Source organism: Acinetobacter sp. NIPH 542 (genome assembly GCF_000369825.1).
In the GTDB taxonomy this organism is placed as follows: Bacteria; Pseudomonadota; Gammaproteobacteria; order Pseudomonadales; family Moraxellaceae; genus Acinetobacter; species Acinetobacter oleivorans.
This window is the reverse complement of sequence record NZ_KB850209.1, coordinates 214,911-234,800: the sequence shown is the minus strand read 5'-3', so window position 1 is coordinate 234,800 and position 19,890 is coordinate 214,911. Positions and strand designations below refer to the sequence as shown.

The window sequence follows — 19,890 nt, the reverse complement described above, 5'->3', positions numbered from 1 at the left end:
TATTTTAAAAATGTTAAATTTTCACATTTTTAATAAAAAAAGGGTTCATGTGATGAATAACATAGTAAAAGGAAGCAGCATTGCTTTGATTTTTATAGCTTTAAGTGGGTGCGGGTCTGACGATAATGATTCGACACCGACACCGACACCGACACCAACACCAACACCAACACCAACACCAACACCAACACCAACACCAACACCAACACCAACACCAACACCAACACCAACACCAACACCAACACCAACAAGTGTAGCGGATCGCTTTGTTGGAAGTTGGTTAGCGGGCAAAGGAGGTTGTATTAACGGTTCTGCTCTAAAAATGAACATTATTAAGGTTTCTGATAACAGTGTTCGATTTGCCAGTGAAACAGTACGTTATGAGAATGAATCAAACTGCACAGGTAACATCGTTGCAAGTTACCGCCAAGCTGAAGATTTTAGTCTGGTTTCAAATATTGGAGCACCTCAGACAATACAAACCTCAAGCTATAATAAAGTAGATTGGCAGCTTGTTGTAGCTGGAGAATTGGAGCAAAAACAATCTGCTATTTTAGGTTTTAAAAATGCAAATCAATTCTGCCTAGTCCCTACGAATGAACCAAATGCGATACATAATTATTTGCAGCAAGCAAACTTTGATCTCATGAATACTTGCTTCACAAAAACAACTCCACCAGCAAGCATGCAAAAGCCGACACAAGTATTGGCAACAGCAAGTTATAGACTAGCGGACAATAAAGAATCTTGGGCAGATCTATTAACCCAACTTAATGATCAAGGACGCCAAGGCTACGCCCTTCTCACACCATCAGTCAGTTTGGATAATCCTAATAGTAGCTTTGCCCTATATAAAAATTTATATGTCAAAAACAATAAAACCACTGATACATACACCTATAAAACAGTTGATGTTAAAACTAATTCAGTGGCAAACCGTTATTTACTATGGGTAAATGAGTTAAATAAACAAGGTAGCTTAGGCTATATATATAAACTTTCATTTGGAGAAGTAACTTCGAATACAGATAAATATTTATTTGTTAAAAATGATAAGAAACCAGCAACATATTCTTATTCTAATCGCTTCTTAACCAACACTTCTCGCACGAGTATTTTGAATGCCTTCAATGAACTTGGTGCACAAGGTTGTAAGCTAATTTACGCAAACTCAGAATTCACCAATAACGGCACAACGAATGGAACCTTCTATGTACCTACTTGTGTAAATAGCAGTACACATAACGGAACCTATGCGTATCGTTATTTTGAAGTTCCACAACATATTCCGTTTAACAAGGAAGATGCAATAAAACTTGAAAAACTTCTTAAAGAGCAGGCAGCTGAAGGTTATAGATTGGTGGATGCGAACAATAATCTAGGCTTCTTTAATATTGATGGTTATCTATTTGAGCGTGATAGTGAAAATACAGGGCCTATTGAATATAAAGTATTTATTGAAGATGCTGCATCCGAAACAGATGAGCCATATCTCGTTGAAAATCGAATTCAAGACCAAGGTAAATTAGGTTGGTTCTTTGCAGTTCGACTTGGATCGGTCTATACCAACTCACCAACAAATTATGATTTAGCAAGTGGTGTAATTTTCCCTAAATAAGACATCTAAAACAAATAAGGCCACAACTGTGGCCTTATTCTTACTTAAAATTAGATAACTTATCCTAAGTTTTTAAAGCCCTGCTGACGCCATGCTTCATAAACAATCACGGCGGTTGCATTAGATAAATTTAAACTTCTTGAGTTTTCGGCCATTGGCAAACGGATCCACTGTTCTTGTGGAAACATTAAGCGGACATGCTCAGGCAAACCACGTGTTTCTGGCCCCATCAGTAAAGCCACAGGTCGATTCAAATCGACTGTATGTGGAGTCGCTGAGCCTTTAGTGGTGAGTGGAAAAACATGCTCAACACCTTTAGCTTTTAAGTCTGCAAGGCATAGTTCAATGTTGTCCCAAATCTGCATACGCGCCCATTCATGATAATCAAGACCTGCTCGTTTGAGCTTTTTATCATCTAATTCAAAACCTAGTGGCTTGACTAAATGTAGCTGTGCGCCCGTATTAGCACATAAACGAATGATATTGCCTGTATTGGCAGGAATTTCAGGCTCGTATAGGACAACATGAATCACAAATTTTCTCGACTTTAATAACCAGCAATAAATTCAGATAAATTTATTGCCATTTTAACTGTTCACGTAAATTCACCACTTCACCAATAATGGTTAAAGTCGGTGCTACGATATGATGTTCAGACACTTTAGTTGCAATATCAGCTAATGTTCCAACAATAACTTTCTGTTCTGGTGTGGTTCCTTTAGATATTAAAGCTACAGGCATATCAGCACGTTGACCATGAGCAATAAGTTGCTCACAAATGCGTTCTAAACCAACTAACCCCATATAGAGGACTAAAGTTTGATTTTCATAAACTAGTTCATTCCAAGGGAGTTCAGGTGAACCTTCCTTTAAATGCCCAGTCAAGAAACGTACACTTTGTGCATAGTCACGATGAGTTAATGGAATTCCTGCATAAGCTGAACAACCAGATGCTGCTGTTATTCCTGGCACAACTTGGAAAGTGACATTTGCCTCAACTAGCTCTTGAATCTCTTCACCACCACGCCCAAAGATAAATGGATCACCACCCTTTAGACGACAAACACGCTTTCCTTTTTGAGCATATTCAACCAGTAAAGCATTGATACCATCTTGGGGAACAGAGTGATTTGAACGGGCTTTACCTACATAAACTTTGGTCGCATCGCGACGGCAAAGTTCTAAGATCGGTGCAGACACCAAACGATCATAAATCACGACATCTGCTTGCTGCATAAGACGCAATGCTTTTAATGTCAGTAGCTCAGGATCACCCGGTCCAGCTCCCACCAAATAAACTTCACCTTTAGGTGCAGTCCATTCTGTTAAGGCTTGCTGAATCAAATCATTTGCAACTTCTAAATTGTCATTAAAAACTTGTTCTTTTAATGGGCTAGCATATAAGTTTTCCCAAAAGATTCGACGCTCGTCTGGGTTACTAATCTTTTCTTTTACTTGCTTACGCCATTGACCAGAAAACTCAGCAAGTTTCCCCATGCCGTGTGGAACAATCGTTTCTATTTGAGTACGAAGTTGTCTCGATAAAACTGGTGATGCGCCATTTGAGGCAACAGAAATAATTAATGGAGAACGATCAATAATTGCTGGAACCATAAAGCGGCAGTGTGGAATATCATCAACACTATTTACCAGTAAATTACGCGCTTCACATTGCTCAAAAACAGCTTTGTTCACTTGCGCATCATTAGTCGCAGCAATGACTAATCTGTAAGGGGTATTTAAAAAAATTTCGGCAAAGGCCTCAGCAAAATACTGCCCTCCACTCGCCTGAACCAACTCTAAAAGCTGCTCTTCAATTGCTGGAGCAATAATATCAATTACGGCTCCAGCTTTGGCTAAAAGATTTGCTTTGCGCAAAGCAATATGCCCACCACCCACAATCAGACAACGTTGCTGTTGCAACTTTAAAGAGATTGGAAAAATATCCACCTTAAACCTCTACATTAATCATCTGATTTGGGTTAAGCAAAAACCGTGCACAATTTAGATGCAAAGCTTAGTCAATAAAGGTTAAACCACCCATATATGGGCGTAATACTTCTGGAATCTCGATAGAACCGTCTTCACGTTGGTAATTTTCCATTACAGCAAGCAAAGTACGTCCAACTGCAAGACCTGAACCATTTAGTGTGTGCACTAATTCAGTCTTCTTTTGATCCATTCTGTAGCGTGCTTTCATACGGCGTGCCTGAAAATCACCCATATTAGAGCAGCTTGAGATTTCACGATAAGTATTTTGGCTTGGAACCCAAACTTCTAAGTCGTAAGTTTTAGTCGCACCGAAGCCCATATCTCCACCACAGAGCAAAATTTTGCGGTACGGCAAACCAAGTGCCTGCAAAATGCCCTCAGCATGTGCAGTAAGGTCTTCAAGTGCCTGCATAGAAGTTTCAGGTTTAACGATTTGCACCATCTCAACTTTATCAAACTGATGCTGACGAATTAAACCACGGGTATCGCGACCATAAGAACCAGCTTCACTACGGAAACATGGTGTATGCGCTGCATATTTTAATGGCAAGCGCTCTGTATCAATAATCTCATCGCGAACGAAGTTAGTAACAGGAACTTCTGCTGTAGGAATGAGGTAATATTCTTTTTCACCTTGAAGTTTGAACAAATCTTCTTCAAATTTTGGTAACTGACCAGTACCACGAAGTGAATCAGCATTTACCAAATAAGGCACATAAGCTTCTGTATACCCATTCTTTAAAGTATGGGTATCAAGCATAAACTGCGTTAAAGCACGTTGTAGGCGCGCTAAAGAACCTTTCAACACACTAAAACGTGAACCAGTCAGTTTAGTCGCAGTTTCAAACTCTAAACCGCCCATCCACTCACCTAAGTCAGTATGATCTTTGATTTCAAAATCAAACTGACGAGGCGTACCCCATTTTGAAATTTCAACGTTATCATCTTCATCTTTACCAGCAGGAACAGACTCATCTGGTAAGTTAGGGATGCTAAGCGCTTTTTGTTCAATCTCGTTTTGGAGCTCTGACAAAGCAACTTCAGCAGCTTTGATTTCATCACCAATCGCTTGCATACGCGCCATGATTTCAGAAGCATCACCACCGGATTTTTTAATCTGACCCACTTGTTTTGCACCGGCATTACGTTCTGCCTGCAATTTTTCAGTTTTTGATTGCAAGTCTTTACGGCGAATTTCTAAAGAAGCCCATTCTTGAACATCTAATTGAACACCACGTTTTGCCAAAGCTGCATTAACAGCTTCAATATTATTTCTGAGTAACTTAGGGTCGATCATAATCAATCATAATATGGGTAAAAAACTGGCTATAGTGTAAGGCCTTCACACTAAAAAATATAGTGATCATCTTCATAACGAATAGCTTTCACACAATTGTTAGAATAGATCACCTATTTCAGAACTTATAGTTTGGCACACTCGGTAAATACTCAGGTTTAATGAATTTACTCGCTTCAAAATATGGCAGCGTTAATTCAGACATCCCTTCAGCATAAGAAGCCAACTCATAAATTGGATAGACAAAAACAATCCCATTTGCGCCGTAGTAGAAATTATCACTTAATTGCAGTTTTTCACGGCTGATATTGTGCTCTTGAAGCCAATTTGTATTCGCATCAAAAAGTGCATCAACTAATTGTTTTTCAACATCTGGCTGAATGAGCTCAGCAACAGTAATATGTTTTTTATTTAATAAATCAAAAGTCACGAACTCTTGATGTGACATACCATGTGCTGCACCAACAGAATACGAATAGGTCTGTAATGCAAAGGTTGCAAGATTATAATTTTGCCCTAAATAGCGAACATAAATTGCACTTTGACTCGAACGAGGCTCGCCTTCAGGCACTTCGACTGGCTGATCAGCCAAATTTGCAAAAGCATTCGGATCTGCTTTCTTTATTCGATTAGTGAAGTAATCATTAATCCACTTCTGATTGGTTTGTACTGTTTGAAAGTCATACTCAGTACAACCATCTTCTAAACAAACTTTTGATTTTGGCAATTTTACTGGGATTACTTTTGCCTGAATTACAGGAACACCAGCCTCTTTAGTTTCTTTAACTTTTGCAGTCGAAGCAGCCTGCTCTTCTTTGGCTGTCGACTTTGGTTGGCAACCACTCACAATTGCCATTGCAGCCATTAATGGAAGAATACAAATAATTTTTTTATCGTAAAGTCGCATAATAATCCCCATGAATTTACCTCTATCACTATACAAAGCGTCCGATCGAGGTGGGGTTAAAAAATGTATCTATCTCTCTTATATAAAAAAAGCTACCGTGAAAGGTAGCTTTTTTGAAGAGGCTTTAATTATTGGTCAATAATGTCGGTGCCTTTTGGTGGCGTAAAGTTAAAGACAGATGCTGGAATTGAAGCATTTACTTTCACGTTCTTAAAGCGCACATAGGTGGTCTGACCTAATGAGTCTTGTAACACCATAAGCGTAGGTGCTTTATTTGCTCCAAAACTAATCGTTAAGCTTTGGAAAGCACCATCTTCTTTTTTAGGGAATAATGTGAAATAAAGTTTTGATTTATCGGGTTGCGTTACACGATAAGATTTCATGATTTGATTGGTATTACCAGAGAGTAATAACGCTGGTGTATCTGCGACCTGATCATCTAAGCTTTGGCGGACCGCTTGTTGTAAATCTGGATCATAGATCCAAACTGTTTTTCCGCTCGTTACGATCGTTTGTTTAGCAGGACTTACTGTTTCCCAATAAAATTTCCCCGGACGTTCAACTTTCATTGAGCCTTTGAATGTCTGGTTCATATGCTGTGCACTTAAACTCTTTTTCTGTGCCACAGTTTTTGTATTGGCTTTAGTTGTTTGTTCAAAATCGGCAGTCAAACGCTGTAATCCTGATAACTGATTAACCAGGTTCCCAATTGCCTGTTGCTCCGGTGCTGCTACAGGCGCAGCAAACACTGTAGTACTCATTACAGGAGCAAGCACTGACGCGCTGAGTGTAATAGCACACATAGTTTTACGAAGCATATTCATGTCATCACCTTTTTAGTTGCTGTAAGACAACTTGCCATCTTCCAAAGTTATGAAACTTAGCAAGCTCTTAATTCAAGACTCATATTAACCGACAAACTCTGTGCTAATCATTGAGAAAATAAGATATTTTGTTATGTTATTCATGTTGTTTGTAGAATTTCATTCATCATGATGAAGATACACCAGATTAAATTCCATAAAAAAAGCCCACAAAATGTGGGCTTTTTTTGAAGCTAAAACTTATACAGTTTCAACTTTTACGTAGCGACGGCCAAATTGACCTTTCACTTCGAATTTTACTACGCCGTCAGCAGTAGCAAATAAAGTATGGTCACGGCCCATACCAACATTTGCACCAGCGTGGAACTCAGTACCACGTTGACGAACGATGATGTTACCAGCAGTTACAGCTTGACCACCGTAAACTTTAACACCTAACATTTTTGGGTTTGAATCACGACCGTTCTTCGTCGATCCACCGGCTTTTTTAGTTGCCATGTCTCTTACTCCTCGTGATTAGCCTGAAATACCAGTAATTTTCAACTCAGTGAACCATTGACGGTGACCTTGTTGTTTACGGTAGTGTTTACGACGACGCATTTTGATAATGCGGATTTTGTCGTGACGACCATGGCCAACCACTTCTGCAGTTACTTTAGCGCCAGCTACAACTGGAGCACCGATTTGAATGCTGTCACCGTTTACAACCATTAATACATCATCAAATGTAATAGTTGCGCCAGATTCAGCTTTCAATAATTCAACTTTAAGGGTTTCACCCTCAACTACACGGTGCTGTTTACCACCGCTTTGGATTACTGCGTACATAATGTACTCCAATTAGCCCGTGTCGTCGTGCCGATAAGGGATATATCGATCTTAAAACGCTCGCCACTGGGGTTATATAAGGCGACAGATTTTAAGTGAAATTTGATCAAACGACAAGTATTTTCTATTTATCAGTGACTCCTATTCCCCTCTTTTTACAAAAACAACAGACAGCTTAGATTGGAATTTAGCAGTTTTCATTGATTCTGAATGAAAATTAAAATACAGTTCCAGACACAAATTGCGACAAGAACAAGTTGTATTAATGCTGATGTCATTAAATTTATTGTTTTGCCGGAAATATCATGTTTTGCTTAAATAAAGAACAAAGAACGCATAAAGACAATAGAAATGATTAATATCAGCCACTTGTTTACCTGTGCAACACATCTTTAATTGTTACACTAACGCCACTTATCTACCAATACGGGGTTTTTCTTCATATGGTCATCGATTTCAAGCAAGACATTCTTGCGCCTGTTGCCTCAGACTTTGCTGCGATGGATCACTTGATTAATGAAGGAATTAGCTCAAAAGTCGGTTTAGTCATGTCTGTCAGCAAACATGTGGTTGAAGCTGGCGGAAAGCGTATGCGTCCGATTATGTGTTTACTGGCAGCTCGCGCTTGTGGTTTAGACAACATGCAAAATGCACAACGTCTGGCTGCAATCATTGAAATGTTGCATACCGCGACATTAGTCCATGATGATGTGGTAGATGAATCTGGGCTTCGTCGTGGTCGACCTACAGCAAATGCGACATGGAACAATCAAACAGCCGTATTAGTCGGTGACTTCCTCATCGCACGTGCGTTTGATTTACTGGTCGATTTAAATAACATGACTTTATTGAAAGACTTTTCAACAGGTACATGTGAAATTGCTGAAGGTGAAGTATTACAACTTCAATCGCAACACCAACCAGATACAACAGAAGAAACTTATTTAAAAATTATTCACGGTAAAACATCTCGCCTGTTTGAGTTGGCTACAGAAGGCGCTGCTATTTTGGCTGGACAAGAGGCGTATCGTGAACCTTTGAGATTATTTGCCGGTCATTTTGGTAATGCATTCCAAATTATTGATGATATTTTAGACTACACTTCAGATGCTGAAACATTAGGTAAAAATATTGGTGATGATTTAATGGAAGGTAAGCCAACTTTACCGTTAATTTCTGCATTAGCACACTCAACAGGTGAAGAGCATGCGATTATTCGTCGCAGCATTGCAACTGGTGGAGTGGACCAATTATCTCAGGTCATAGAAATTGTACAGAAGTCTGGTGCTTTAGATTATTGTCACCAACGTGCCCAAGAAGAAACAGAAGCAGCACTGCAAGCCTTATCAAACCTACCCGATACACCGTATCGTCAGGCTTTGATTAACTTAACTCAGCTTGCGTTACATCGAATACAATAGATATTATTTTGCCTATGCATATAAATTTTTCAGATCTTTTTTTAAAAATACAGAAACAGCTTGAGGATTCTCAAGCTGTCATTGACGAAAATCTACTCATTGAGTTAGTCAATGCTATTCGTCCATCCAATCCTCAAAATACGGATGAGATAAAGCAAAAAATTCAGGCTTTCATTGAAAGCCTATTACGCACACCTACAGCTCCCTTCCTGCTACAAACTTTTTTATTACGTCTAATTAATCGCTATAAACAAGTCAGCTTATATGCTGATAGCGGAATTTTGTCTTTAGATGGTTTTTGGAACCAGCTAGGACAAAGACTCGGAGCACATTTTTTACCGTTAATCGAAGATGCAAGCCAACTCAAAATATTAATTGGTAGAATTTTCTATTTAGAAAGTGACAAAATTTGGCTCAATAATATTGATGAGGAAGATTGGGCAAATCTATTTGGTCTTATTGGACAAAGCCAAAGTAATGTAGATGAAAAGCTTGTCATTCAAAGTGAAATGATTAAAGCAATTACCGTTTTATCTTATCGAATTAGTGGAATTGGTCTTTACCCAGAATTTATTAATGCTCAACCAGAATTAACTGAATATGAATCACCATTTTTAGTTCAAAACCGTGAAATTGTTGAATTTATCGAGAAGTACAAAAAACAAGAACTTTTTGAGCATGAAATTGCGGTGACCTCCCCTCCAGATGCTTCACAAGCATTTGTTATGCTGGAACAGTGTCGGGATGTCGTTTTAAAAATTCGCCGTGCTACCAAAAGAATTGGGGTCAGCTTAAGTTTGACTTACTTATTGTCATTACTTGAGCAGTGCCTCGATCGAATTGAATTACTGCTTTATTTGGTTGTAGATAACACTAAAGGAAAATATGTCTCTTTAGGACATCTGATTTCCGATTTAACCAAGGCGCACTACAGTGAAAAAAGTGTCCGCTCTTTATTAAGCACAACAAGTGAACTTATTGCCTTTCAAGTAACTGAAAATGCCAGCCGAACAGGTGAACATTATGTAAGTACTGATACCAAAGGCTTTTGGGGCATGTATAAAGCTGCTGCTGGAGCGGGCGTTATTATCGCCTGTATGGCATCTTTAAAAATTCTTGCTGCAAGAATGACAATGGCTCCGCTCATGCAGGCCTTTACTTTCAGTATGAATTATTCTCTAGGATTCATTCTGATTCATGTACTGCATTTCACAGTTGCAACCAAACAACCCGCAATGACAGCAGCGGCCCTCGCAGCCACTGTGCAACAGCGTAAAGGCTCTAAAACAGCTCAAATTGCAGAGTTAGCAGCGCTGATTATTAATATTATTCGAACACAATTCATTGCTATTTTAGGCAATATTTCAATTGCGATTCCTACTGCCGCACTCATTACTTTTGCTTGGCAGTTCTATCTTGATGAGCCCTTGTTAACTCATACTAAAGCAACGTATTTGTTGCACAGCTTAAACCCCTTCACTTCATTAGCAGTTCCACATGCAGCGATTGCCGGAGTGTGTTTATTTTTGTCGGGTCTCATTGCTGGATACTTCGATAACCTGGCTGTTTACCGAAAAGTCGGTCCACGCCTAAGAGCGCATCGCCGCTTAGCAAACTGGTTTGGGCAAGATCGCCTCAACCGTTTTGCTGAGTATATTGAACGTAACTTAGGAGCGTTAGCGGGTAACTTCTTATTCGGGATTATGTTAGGAAGTATGGGTACCATAGGGTTTATTTTAGGTTTACCTTTAGATATCCGTCACATTGCCTTTGCTTCGGCTAACTTTATTCAAGGTTTAATGACCATTAACGGCAGTCCAGACATTGGACTGATTATTGTGTCCTTTCTAGGTGTGTTATGTATTGGTCTCACTAACTTATTCGTTAGTTTCACCTTAACGATTATTGTGGCTCTACGTGCACGTCGTGTTCGCTTCGAACAATGGAAACCTTTAGCCAAACTCGTTATGACCCATTTTCTAACTCGCCCAAGCGATTTTTTCTGGCCCCCAAAACAGCCGCTAGAACTTGAAGAAAATACGACTACAAATAATGGAAAAAAGATAGAACATTAAGAATTTTGCTTTGTACACAAAATGTGAATTCCGTCAATTTTGTTGTGATTGTTTTTCCAAATGTTAAAAATTTTTCAAAATGAATTTACGATGATCTATCAGGCTTGAAAAAAAGTGTACTGGCAAGTACACTTTTAACGGCTTTCAGTAGTGGACACTGCTTGAATAAGCAAAGGTATTTATATGCCCTATTTGTTGCTTTTTATTGGTTGTATTTTTTTAGGATTAGGTGTTCTTGGTCTTTTTGTACCAAGACTTCAGTCTTTGGATCTTCTCAGCATTCAAATATTGAGTGAATATCGTTCAGATTATCTTAACTCTATTACGATCTTCCTAGCACGGATAGGCGGTATGCCTTTTGTACTTTTTTTATCCTTTCTGGTGTGTATATATCAGGCATGGTATAAAAAATATATTACTGTTATTTTCATTAGCGTGGGAGTTCTTGGCAGTATCACCATGGGTTGGCTGCTCAAGTGGTGTGTTGATCGCCCAAGACCCCCACAGGTATATCATATTGTCGAAAGTTACGGTGCATCATTCCCAAGTGCACACAGTGTTTATGCATCAACACTGGCTTGTCTGGCAATGATAATGTTATGCCATAAGCCCAACATTAACTCTCCTTATATCATTTTGATTTCTTGCCTTTGGTTTATCTGCATGGGGCTTTCAAGAATATATGCAGGAGTTCATTTTCCAACAGATGTACTCGCCGGTTGGGGCATAGGTTTTATTTGGATTGCACTGCTTTGGCTCTGGTTATTACAAACACAAAGTAGGTTAAGTAAAAAACAAATATATTTTTAGATTTTATCTAACGAGGTGGAACAATGATGTCGGCTAAGCTTTGGGCTCCTGCCCTTACTGCTTGCGCATTAGCAACAAGTATCGCACTTGTTGGTTGTGGCAAAGGCTCCGATGAGAAACAGCAAGCTGCTGCTGCTCAGAAAATGCCGCCTGCTGAGGTAGGTGTTATTGTTGCTCAACCACAAAGTGTTGAACAAAGCGTTGAGCTTTCTGGCCGTACTTCAGCATATCAAATTTCTGAAGTTCGTCCTCAAACAAGTGGTGTAATTTTAAAACGCTTGTTTGCTGAAGGAAGTTATGTGCGTGAAGGTCAGGCTCTTTATGAACTGGACTCTCGAACAAACCGTGCAACGCTTGAAAATGCAAAAGCATCTCTTTTACAACAACAGGCAAATCTAGCTTCACTACGTACCAAGCTAAACCGTTATAAGCAACTTGTTTCGAGTAATGCTGTATCTAAACAAGAATATGACGACTTACTTGGTCAGGTTAATGTTGCTGAAGCACAAGTTTCTGCTGCAAAAGCTCAAGTAACGAATGCAAATGTAGATCTTGGTTATTCTACAATTCGCTCACCAATTTCTGGTCAGTCTGGACGTTCTTCTGTAACAGCTGGTGCTTTAGTTACAGCAAACCAAACTGATCCTTTAGTGACGATTCAACAGTTAGATCCAATCTATGTTGATATTAACCAGTCTAGTGCCGAGTTATTACGTTTACGCCAACAACTCAGCAAAGGCAGTTTAAACAACAGTAACAACACGAAAGTAAAGTTGAAGCTTGAAGATGGTTCGACTTATCCAATCGAAGGACAACTTGCTTTCTCTGATGCTTCTGTAAATCAGGATACAGGAACGATTACTTTACGTGCCGTATTCTCGAACCCGAACCATCTGTTACTTCCGGGTATGTATACAACTGCGCAGATTGTTCAAGGTGTAGTTCCAAATGCTTATCTGATTCCTCAAGCCGCAATTACGCGTTTACCGACAGGTCAAGCTGTAGCAATGCTTGTTAATGCTAAAGGCGCTGTTGAGAGTCGTCCTGTTGAAACCTCTGGTGTTCAAGGACAAAACTGGATTGTGACTAATGGTCTCAAAGCTGGTGAAAAAGTGATTGTTGATGGTGTTGCCAAAGTTAAAGAAGGGCAAGAAGTGTCAGCAAAACCTTACCAAGCTCAACCAACGAATCCTCAAGGTGCAGCTCCAAATGCTACAAAACCGGCTCAATCAGGTAAACCTCAAGCAGAACAGAAAGCATCTAATGCATAAGGGGTAGATTGAATGGCACAATTTTTTATTCATCGCCCCATTTTTGCGTGGGTGATTGCATTAGTCATTATGTTGGCGGGTATTCTCACGCTAACTAAAATGCCTATTGCACAGTATCCGACGATTGCACCACCGACAGTTACAATTGCTGCAACTTATCCTGGTGCATCGGCTGAGACTGTTGAAAATACTGTAACCCAGATCATTGAACAACAAATGAATGGTCTAGATGGTTTACGTTATATTTCATCTAACAGTGCGGGTAACGGTCAAGCTTCTATTCAATTAAACTTTGAACAAGGTATTGATCCGGATATTGCACAGGTTCAGGTTCAAAACAAACTGCAATCTGCAACTGCGCTTTTACCTGAAGACGTTCAACGCCAAGGTGTGACGGTTACTAAATCTGGTGCAAGCTTCTTGCAAGTTATTGCATTCTATTCACCAGACAATACCCTGTCAGACTCAGACATTAAAGATTACGTAAACTCGTCAATTAAAGAACCACTTAGCCGTGTTGCTGGTGTTGGTGAGGTACAAGTCTTTGGTGGTTCATACGCAATGCGTATCTGGCTTGACCCTGCAAAACTTACCAACTATCAGTTAACACCAAGTGATATTGCGACTGCTTTACAAGCGCAAAACTCACAAGTTGCTGTAGGTCAGTTAGGTGGTGCACCAGCGGTTCAAGGTCAAGTGCTTAACGCAACAGTAAATGCGCAAAGCTTGTTACAAACACCTGAACAATTTAAAAATATCTTCTTAAAGAACACAGCATCAGGTGCTGAAGTTCGTTTAAAAGATGTTGCTCGTGTAGAGTTAGGTTCTGATAACTACCAGTTCGATTCGAAGTTTAATGGTAAACCTGCTGGCGGTCTCGCAATTAAAATTGCAACTGGTGCTAACGCACTTGACACCGCTGACGCTGTTGAACACCGTTTAGCTGAATTACGTAAGAACTATCCAACAGGCCTTGCAGATAAACTGGCTTATGACACGACTCCATTTATTCGTCTTTCAATTGAAAGTGTTGTACACACATTAATTGAAGCTGTAATTTTAGTGTTCATTGTTATGTTCTTGTTCTTGCAGAACTGGCGTGCAACGATTATTCCAACACTTGCTGTACCTGTTGTTGTATTAGGTACATTTGCTGTCATCAATATCTTTGGTTTCTCAATTAACACCTTAACCATGTTCGCTATGGTATTGGCAATTGGTCTTCTGGTCGATGACGCCATTGTTGTAGTGGAAAACGTTGAGCGTGTGATGAGTGAAGAGCATACCGATCCGGTCACGGCGACTTCACGATCAATGCAACAGATTTCTGGTGCGTTAATTGGTATCACAAGCGTATTGACAGCGGTATTCGTACCAATGGCATTCTTTGGTGGTACAACAGGTGTAATTTATCGTCAATTCTCGATTACCCTTGTAACAGCAATGGTTCTATCGTTAATTGTAGCGTTAACCTTCACTCCTGCACTTTGTGCAACCATTTTAAAACAGCATGATCCTAACAAAGAACCAAGCAATAATATTTTTGCTCGTTTCTTCAGAGGATTTAACAACGGCTTTGACCGCATGTCGCATAGCTACCAAAATGGTGTTAGCCGCATGCTTAAAGGCAAAATCTTCTCTGGCGTACTTTACGCTGTAGTGATTGGCCTACTCGTGTTCTTGTTCCAGAAACTCCCATCTTCATTCTTACCAGAAGAAGATCAGGGTGTGGTTATGACACTTGTTCAATTACCACCAAACGCAACGCTTGACCGTACAGGTAAAGTGATTGACACCATGACAAACTTCTTCATGAATGAAAAAGATACTGTGGAATCTATTTTCACCGTTTCGGGCTTCTCATTCACGGGTGTTGGTCAAAATGCTGGTATTGGCTTCGTTAAGTTGAAAGACTGGAGTGAACGTACTTCACCAGAGTCTCAAATCGGTGCTTTAATTCAGCGCGGTATGGCATTAAATATGATCGTCAAAGACGCATCTTACATCATGCCATTACAGCTTCCTGCAATGCCTGAACTTGGTGTAACAGCTGGATTTAACTTGCAACTTAAAGATTCAAGTGGTCAAGGTCATGAGAAACTTATTGCAGCACGTAATACGATCTTAGGTTTGGCTTCACAAGATAAACGTCTTGTAGGGGTACGTCCTAATGGTCAAGAAGATACACCTCAGTATCAAATTGATGTAGATCAGGCTCAAGCTGGTGCTATGGGCGTTAGCATTGCTGACATTAACAACACTATGCGTATTGCATGGGGTGGCTCATACATTAACGACTTCGTTGACCGTGGTCGTGTGAAAAAAGTTTATGTTCAAGGTGATTCGGATAGCCGTATGATGCCTGAGGACTTAAACAAGTGGTATGTACGTAATAGCAAAGGCGAAATGGTACCGTTCTCTGCATTTGCTACAGGCAAATGGACATATGGTTCTCCTCGTCTTGAACGTTATAACGGCGTATCATCGGTTAACATTCAAGGTACACCTGCACCTGGCGTGAGCTCTGGTGACTCTATGAAAGCCATGGAAGAAATTATTGCTAAGTTACCATCTATGGGCTTACAAGGTTTCGACTATGAATGGACAGGTTTATCACTTGAAGAACGTGAGTCTGGTGCTCAAGCTCCATTCTTATATGCGCTTTCATTGTTAATCGTTTTCCTTTGCTTAGCTGCATTATATGAAAGCTGGTCTATTCCGTTCTCGGTTTTACTTGTAGTACCACTTGGTATTATTGGTGCAATCGTATTGACTTACTTGGGTATGATTATTAAAGGAGATCCAAATCTCTCAAATAACATTTACTTCCAAGTAGCAATGATCGCGGTCATTGGTCTTTCTGCAAAAAATGCGATCTTGATTGTTGAGTTCGCAAAAGAGTTGCAGGAAAAAGGTGAAGACCTACTTGAGGCAACTTTACATGCTTCAAAAATGCGTTTACGTCCAATTATCATGACTACCCTTGCCTTCGGTTTCGGTGTACTTCCACTTGCCCTTTCAACAGGTGCTGGTGCAGGAAGTCAGCACTCAGTCGGTTTCGGTGTACTCGGTGGCGTACTCAGTGCAACGTTCTTAGGTATCTTCTTTATCCCTGTATTCTATGTGTGGATTCGTAGTATCTTTAAGTACAAACCAAAAACCATAAACACTCAGGAGCATAAATCGTGATGCAAAAAGTATGGTCTATTTCAGGTCGTAGCATTGCGGTATCTGCACTTGCGCTTGCTTTGTCAGCTTGTCAAAGCATGCGCGGCCCAGAACCAGTCGTGAAAACCGATATTCCAGAAAGCTATGCATATAACAGCGCTTCTGGTACGTCTATTGCTGAACAGGGTTACAAACAGTTCTTTAGCGATCCTCGTTTGCTCGGAGTGATTGATTTGGCTCTTGCCAACAACCGCGACTTACGTACAGCAACGCTCAATATTGAACGTGCCCAACAGCAATATCGAATTACGCAAAACAACCAGCTTCCAACAATCGGAGCAAGTGGTAGTGCAATTCGTCAGGTTTCTCAAAGCCGTGATCCGAATAACCCCTACTCTACTTATCAAGTAGGTTTGGGTGTAACTGCCTATGAACTCGATTTTTGGGGCCGTGTACGTAGCTTAAAAGATGCTGCACTAGATAGTTATCTTTCAACGCAAAGTGCACGTGATTCGACTCAAATCAGTCTTATCAGCCAAGTTGCTCAAGCATGGTTAAACTATTCTTTCGCAACTGCGAATTTAAGACTTGCAGAGCAAACGCTTAAAGCACAACAAGACTCTTACAATCTCAACAAAAAACGTTTTGATGTGGGCATCGACAGTGAAGTTCCACTACGTCAAGCACAGATTTCTGTAGAAACTGCGCGTAATGATGTAGCGAACTACAAAACACAGATTGCTCAAGCACAAAACTTGTTGAACTTGTTAGTGGGCCAATCGGTTCCACAAAACTTGTTGCCAAACCAACCTGTAAAACGCATTACTCAACAAAATGTATATACAGCTGGTTTACCGAGTGACTTGCTTAACAACCGTCCAGATGTAAAAGCTGCTGAATATAACTTAAGCGCTGCTGGTGCGAATATTGGTGCTGCAAAAGCACGTTTATTCCCAACAATTAGCTTAACGGGTTCTGCTGGTTATGCATCAACTGACTTAAGTGATCTATTTAAGTCTGGTGGTTTTGTTTGGTCAATTGGTCCAAGCTTAGACTTACCAATCTTTGACTGGGGTACACGTAAAGCCAATGTGAAAATTTCTGAAACCGATCAGAAAATTGCATTGTCTGATTATGAAAAATCAGTTCAGTCTGCGTTCCGCGAAGTTAATGATGCGCTTGCAACTCGTGCCAATATTGGTGAGCGTTTAACAGCTCAACAACGTCTAGTAGAAGCAACTAACCGCAACTACACACTGTCAAATGCCCGCTTCCGTGCTGGTATTGACAGTTACTTGACAGTTCTTGATGCACAGCGTTCATCTTATTCAGCAGAACAAGGTTTATTGTTGCTTCAACAAGCTAACTTAAATAACCAAATCGAGTTATATAAAACTCTAGGCGGTGGTTTAAAAGCAAATACTTCAGATACAGTGGTTAATCAACCATCAAGTGCTGAACTTAAAAAGCAATAAGTTTTAAATAACTTAATTTATAAAAGCTCACTTCGGTGGGCTTTTTTATTGCATCTGATGTGAATATTTTTTATCTTGAAACTTTAAGAATTTAGATTGATAAAAAACAATGTTACTGAGTAATTTAGAAAGTGTTCCGGGCCACCAGATTGTAAAGCAACTTGATGTTGTTTATGGAAGTACCGTCCGTAGTAAGCATGTTGGCCGTGATTTGATGGCAAGTTTAAAAAATATTGTAGGTGGTGAACTTACAGGCTATACCGAATTATTAGAAGAATCCCGCCAAGAAGCCATGGATCGCATGATTGCCAAAGCTCAGCAACTTGGTGCGAATGCAATTGTTGGTATTCGGTTTTCAACTTCAAATATTGCTCAAGGTGCTTCTGAATTATTCGTATATGGTACGGCTGTGGTTGTTCAACCTCAAGCGCCCCATCTACCAGATCCATTTAGTGCATAGGTAGAAAATGGACAATCTTATTTTTCAGCTTGTTATTTTTCTGATTCTTTTCAGTATTGGTTGGGGTTTTGGCCGCCATATTGAACAAAAACATTTGAAAGAACTTCAAGAAAAAGAACAGCAATTTGCCCATATCAGAATTGATACCAATCGTTTTGCAACGAGTGATCAGCTAGGTCATTTGATTAGTAGTAATGTCGTGATTTCTCATGACTACTTTAAATACGTATTGGCATCCATTAAGAATGTTTTGGGCGGAAGACTCACCAGTTATGAGAGTGTAGTTGAGCGTGCTCGCCGTGAAGCTATTGTTCGCTTAAAACAACAAGCCCATACCGCAGGAGCTAACCATATTATGGGAGTTCGGCTGAGTACAACCGAACTTGGTATGCAGGGAGGAATGGTCGAAGTATTTGCATACGGTACAGCAGTAAAAGACTAGCACTGCCCCATAGCAGAAAAATGAATGCGCGGATTGCCAATATTTTTAGTCAAGTGTTGGCAAATTCCGGTAATTTTCCAACTCTCTTGTTGTTTTGCCAAAGTAAAATAATAACGACCAAACGAATGAAAATAATCATTTTCCGAAAAACGATAAATTTGATAATTACATTCTAACCATGCTTGATCTTGTTCAATACGAATCAGAGGATTACTCAAATTGTGCTGTAGCCGTAAATGCGATAAAGCTTGTTGCCGAGAACCTTTATATTCATGACAAGACACGACACATAAAGGCTCTCCCCTAAACTGGAAATAGTCCACCTCAAGTTGATCTGCCAATAACTCATCAAAAGCGTCCCAATTTTTCTGGTCAAAGACCAATTGAAAACGCGTAATGACGTCTAAAATACGGTGATAATCTTGATCCATGGTGAACCTTCTATGCGGGTTTTTCCATCAATTTAGCACGGCGAAATCACTTTTTTATTTTACTTTTGTTTTCCGAATCATTTTATAAAGAAGTTTTGGTGACATCCGAGAAACCATCACACCCAGTTTTTCTTTTGCTCCACCAACAACAATATATTCTTGACCCTGCATTAATGCTTTTACAGATTGCTCTGCAAATACATCTGCCTCTAAACCATTCTCGATAGCCTCATCTTGATGGCCTTGAGGTTGCCCAGCACCATTTAGCGCATTGAACGAAACGTTAGTTTTTACAAAGCCTGGGAAAATAACCGAAACTTCAACACCTTGATCTGAGACTTCAGCACGTAAACTATTTGCCCACATGTGAATTGCCGCCTTAGCAGCAGAGTAGCTTGCACGGTACTGAGTCCCTAATAAACCCGCTACACTCGACACAAATACAACTCGACCAGACTTTTGTTTTAGCATGGTCGGCAGCACAGTTTTGGTTAATGCCACTTGAGAAAAATAGTCGACTTCCATAATGGCCCGTTCAGTTGCCATTGTCGTGTCTTTAATTAAAGCACGTTGGCTTAAACCTGCATTATTGATGAGCCAGTCAATTCGCCCTTTCGCTTTTAAAATCTGCTTATAAGCTTCGTTTACTTGTTTTTCATCAGTAATATCAGCAACCACCGACAAATGACGGTCAGCGTTTAACAAGCCAACCCGGACTTCTTCTAATTCTTCAAAACGACGCGAGGTCAAAATCACTTCGGCCCCTTGCAAAGCCAACTCACCGGCTAAGGCCTTACCCAGACCAGAAGATGCTCCCGTAATCCATACCACTTTATTTTGCAAAGTATCAAGTTTGGCCATGCTTTATGTT

At 40.0% G+C, this 19,890-nt stretch carries 18 protein-coding genes; 9 read left to right on the top strand and 9 right to left on the bottom strand.

Annotation, left to right across the window (positions count from 1 at the left end):
- Positions 1-52 precede the first annotated feature (52 nt).
- Positions 53-1,618: a PT dipeptide repeat lipoprotein gene (locus F886_RS19340; RefSeq protein WP_005310020.1), complete on the top strand. Its 1,566-nt coding sequence runs from the start codon at positions 53-55 to the stop codon at positions 1,616-1,618.
- A 59-nt stretch (positions 1,619-1,677) separates the two neighbouring features.
- Here the strand turns inward: F886_RS19340 and F886_RS19335 are convergent, their stop codons facing one another.
- The 7 genes from F886_RS19335 to rplU all read right to left on the bottom strand — a co-directional run bounded on the left by F886_RS19335 (position 1,678) and on the right by rplU (position 7,466).
- A complete protein-coding gene (locus F886_RS19335) occupies positions 1,678-2,151 on the bottom strand; it encodes a tRNA (cytidine(34)-2'-O)-methyltransferase (protein WP_002116042.1) in 474 nt (157 codons plus the stop codon).
- Between the two features lie 43 nt (positions 2,152-2,194).
- A complete protein-coding gene (gene cysG, locus F886_RS19330; RefSeq protein ID WP_005310016.1) occupies positions 2,195-3,568 on the bottom strand; it encodes a siroheme synthase CysG in 1,374 nt (457 codons plus the stop codon).
- Between the two features lie 67 nt (positions 3,569-3,635).
- Positions 3,636-4,907 carry a serine--tRNA ligase gene (gene serS, locus F886_RS19325; RefSeq protein WP_005310013.1) on the bottom strand — a complete coding sequence of 424 codons (1,272 nt, stop codon included), beginning with the start codon at positions 4,905-4,907 and terminating at the stop codon, positions 3,636-3,638.
- A gap of 118 nt (positions 4,908-5,025) precedes the next feature.
- Positions 5,026-5,826: an RsiV family protein gene (locus F886_RS19320; protein WP_005310010.1), complete on the bottom strand. Its 801-nt coding sequence runs from the start codon at positions 5,824-5,826 to the stop codon at positions 5,026-5,028.
- A gap of 116 nt (positions 5,827-5,942) precedes the next feature.
- Positions 5,943-6,638, bottom strand: coding sequence for an outer membrane lipoprotein periplasmic chaperone LolA (gene lolA / locus F886_RS19315; protein ID WP_005310008.1), 696 nt, complete (start codon positions 6,636-6,638; stop codon positions 5,943-5,945).
- A gap of 240 nt (positions 6,639-6,878) precedes the next feature.
- Positions 6,879-7,136 carry a 50S ribosomal protein L27 gene (gene rpmA / locus F886_RS19310; protein ID WP_002116037.1) on the bottom strand — a complete coding sequence of 86 codons (258 nt, stop codon included), beginning with the start codon at positions 7,134-7,136 and terminating at the stop codon, positions 6,879-6,881.
- An 18-nt stretch (positions 7,137-7,154) separates the two neighbouring features.
- Entirely contained in the window at positions 7,155-7,466 is a 312-nt protein-coding gene (rplU, locus tag F886_RS19305) for a 50S ribosomal protein L21 (protein ID WP_004639133.1), read from the bottom strand.
- A 443-nt stretch (positions 7,467-7,909) separates the two neighbouring features.
- Here rplU and sdsA point away from each other — a divergent pair, with 443 nt between their 5' ends.
- The 8 genes from sdsA (at position 7,910) to F886_RS19265 (ending at position 18,588) form a co-directional block, all read left to right on the top strand.
- The gene (gene sdsA / locus F886_RS19300; protein WP_005310003.1) at positions 7,910-8,887 is read left to right on the top strand and encodes an All-trans-nonaprenyl-diphosphate synthase; all 978 of its coding nucleotides are present in this window, start codon (positions 7,910-7,912) and stop codon (positions 8,885-8,887) included.
- 14 nt (positions 8,888-8,901) lie between these two features.
- Positions 8,902-10,962: a site-specific recombinase gene (locus F886_RS19295; protein WP_005310000.1), complete on the top strand. Its 2,061-nt coding sequence runs from the start codon at positions 8,902-8,904 to the stop codon at positions 10,960-10,962.
- Positions 10,963-11,145: 183 nt separating this feature from the next.
- The gene (locus F886_RS19290; RefSeq protein WP_005309997.1) at positions 11,146-11,772 is read left to right on the top strand and encodes a phosphatase PAP2 family protein; all 627 of its coding nucleotides are present in this window, start codon (positions 11,146-11,148) and stop codon (positions 11,770-11,772) included.
- A gap of 23 nt (positions 11,773-11,795) precedes the next feature.
- Entirely contained in the window at positions 11,796-13,043 is a 1,248-nt protein-coding gene (adeI, locus tag F886_RS19285) for a multidrug efflux RND transporter periplasmic adaptor subunit AdeI (RefSeq protein WP_005309994.1), read from the top strand.
- Positions 13,044-13,055: 12 nt separating this feature from the next.
- The gene (gene adeJ / locus F886_RS19280) at positions 13,056-16,232 is read left to right on the top strand and encodes a multidrug efflux RND transporter permease subunit AdeJ (protein ID WP_005309992.1); all 3,177 of its coding nucleotides are present in this window, start codon (positions 13,056-13,058) and stop codon (positions 16,230-16,232) included.
- Positions 16,232-17,686 (top strand): multidrug efflux RND transporter outer membrane channel subunit AdeK, encoded by a 1,455-nt coding sequence (gene adeK / locus F886_RS19275; RefSeq protein ID WP_005309989.1) that lies wholly within the window; start codon positions 16,232-16,234, stop codon positions 17,684-17,686. Before adeJ ends, adeK begins: the two co-directional genes overlap by 1 nt.
- Before the next feature lie 109 nt (positions 17,687-17,795).
- Positions 17,796-18,146, top strand: coding sequence for a YbjQ family protein (locus F886_RS19270; protein ID WP_004789368.1), 351 nt, complete (start codon positions 17,796-17,798; stop codon positions 18,144-18,146).
- 7 nt (positions 18,147-18,153) lie between these two features.
- The gene (locus tag F886_RS19265) at positions 18,154-18,588 is read left to right on the top strand and encodes a YbjQ family protein (protein ID WP_005309986.1); all 435 of its coding nucleotides are present in this window, start codon (positions 18,154-18,156) and stop codon (positions 18,586-18,588) included.
- Here F886_RS19265 and F886_RS19260 read toward each other — a convergent pair.
- Complete coding sequence (locus F886_RS19260; RefSeq protein WP_004789364.1) at positions 18,585-19,019, bottom strand: nuclear transport factor 2 family protein; 435 nt, start codon at positions 19,017-19,019, stop codon at positions 18,585-18,587. The two genes, F886_RS19265 and F886_RS19260, sit on opposite strands and share 4 nt — an antisense overlap.
- 54 nt (positions 19,020-19,073) lie before the next feature.
- Complete coding sequence (locus F886_RS19255) at positions 19,074-19,880, bottom strand: SDR family NAD(P)-dependent oxidoreductase (RefSeq protein ID WP_005309982.1); 807 nt, start codon at positions 19,878-19,880, stop codon at positions 19,074-19,076.
- Between the last annotated feature and the right edge of the window lie 10 nt (positions 19,881-19,890).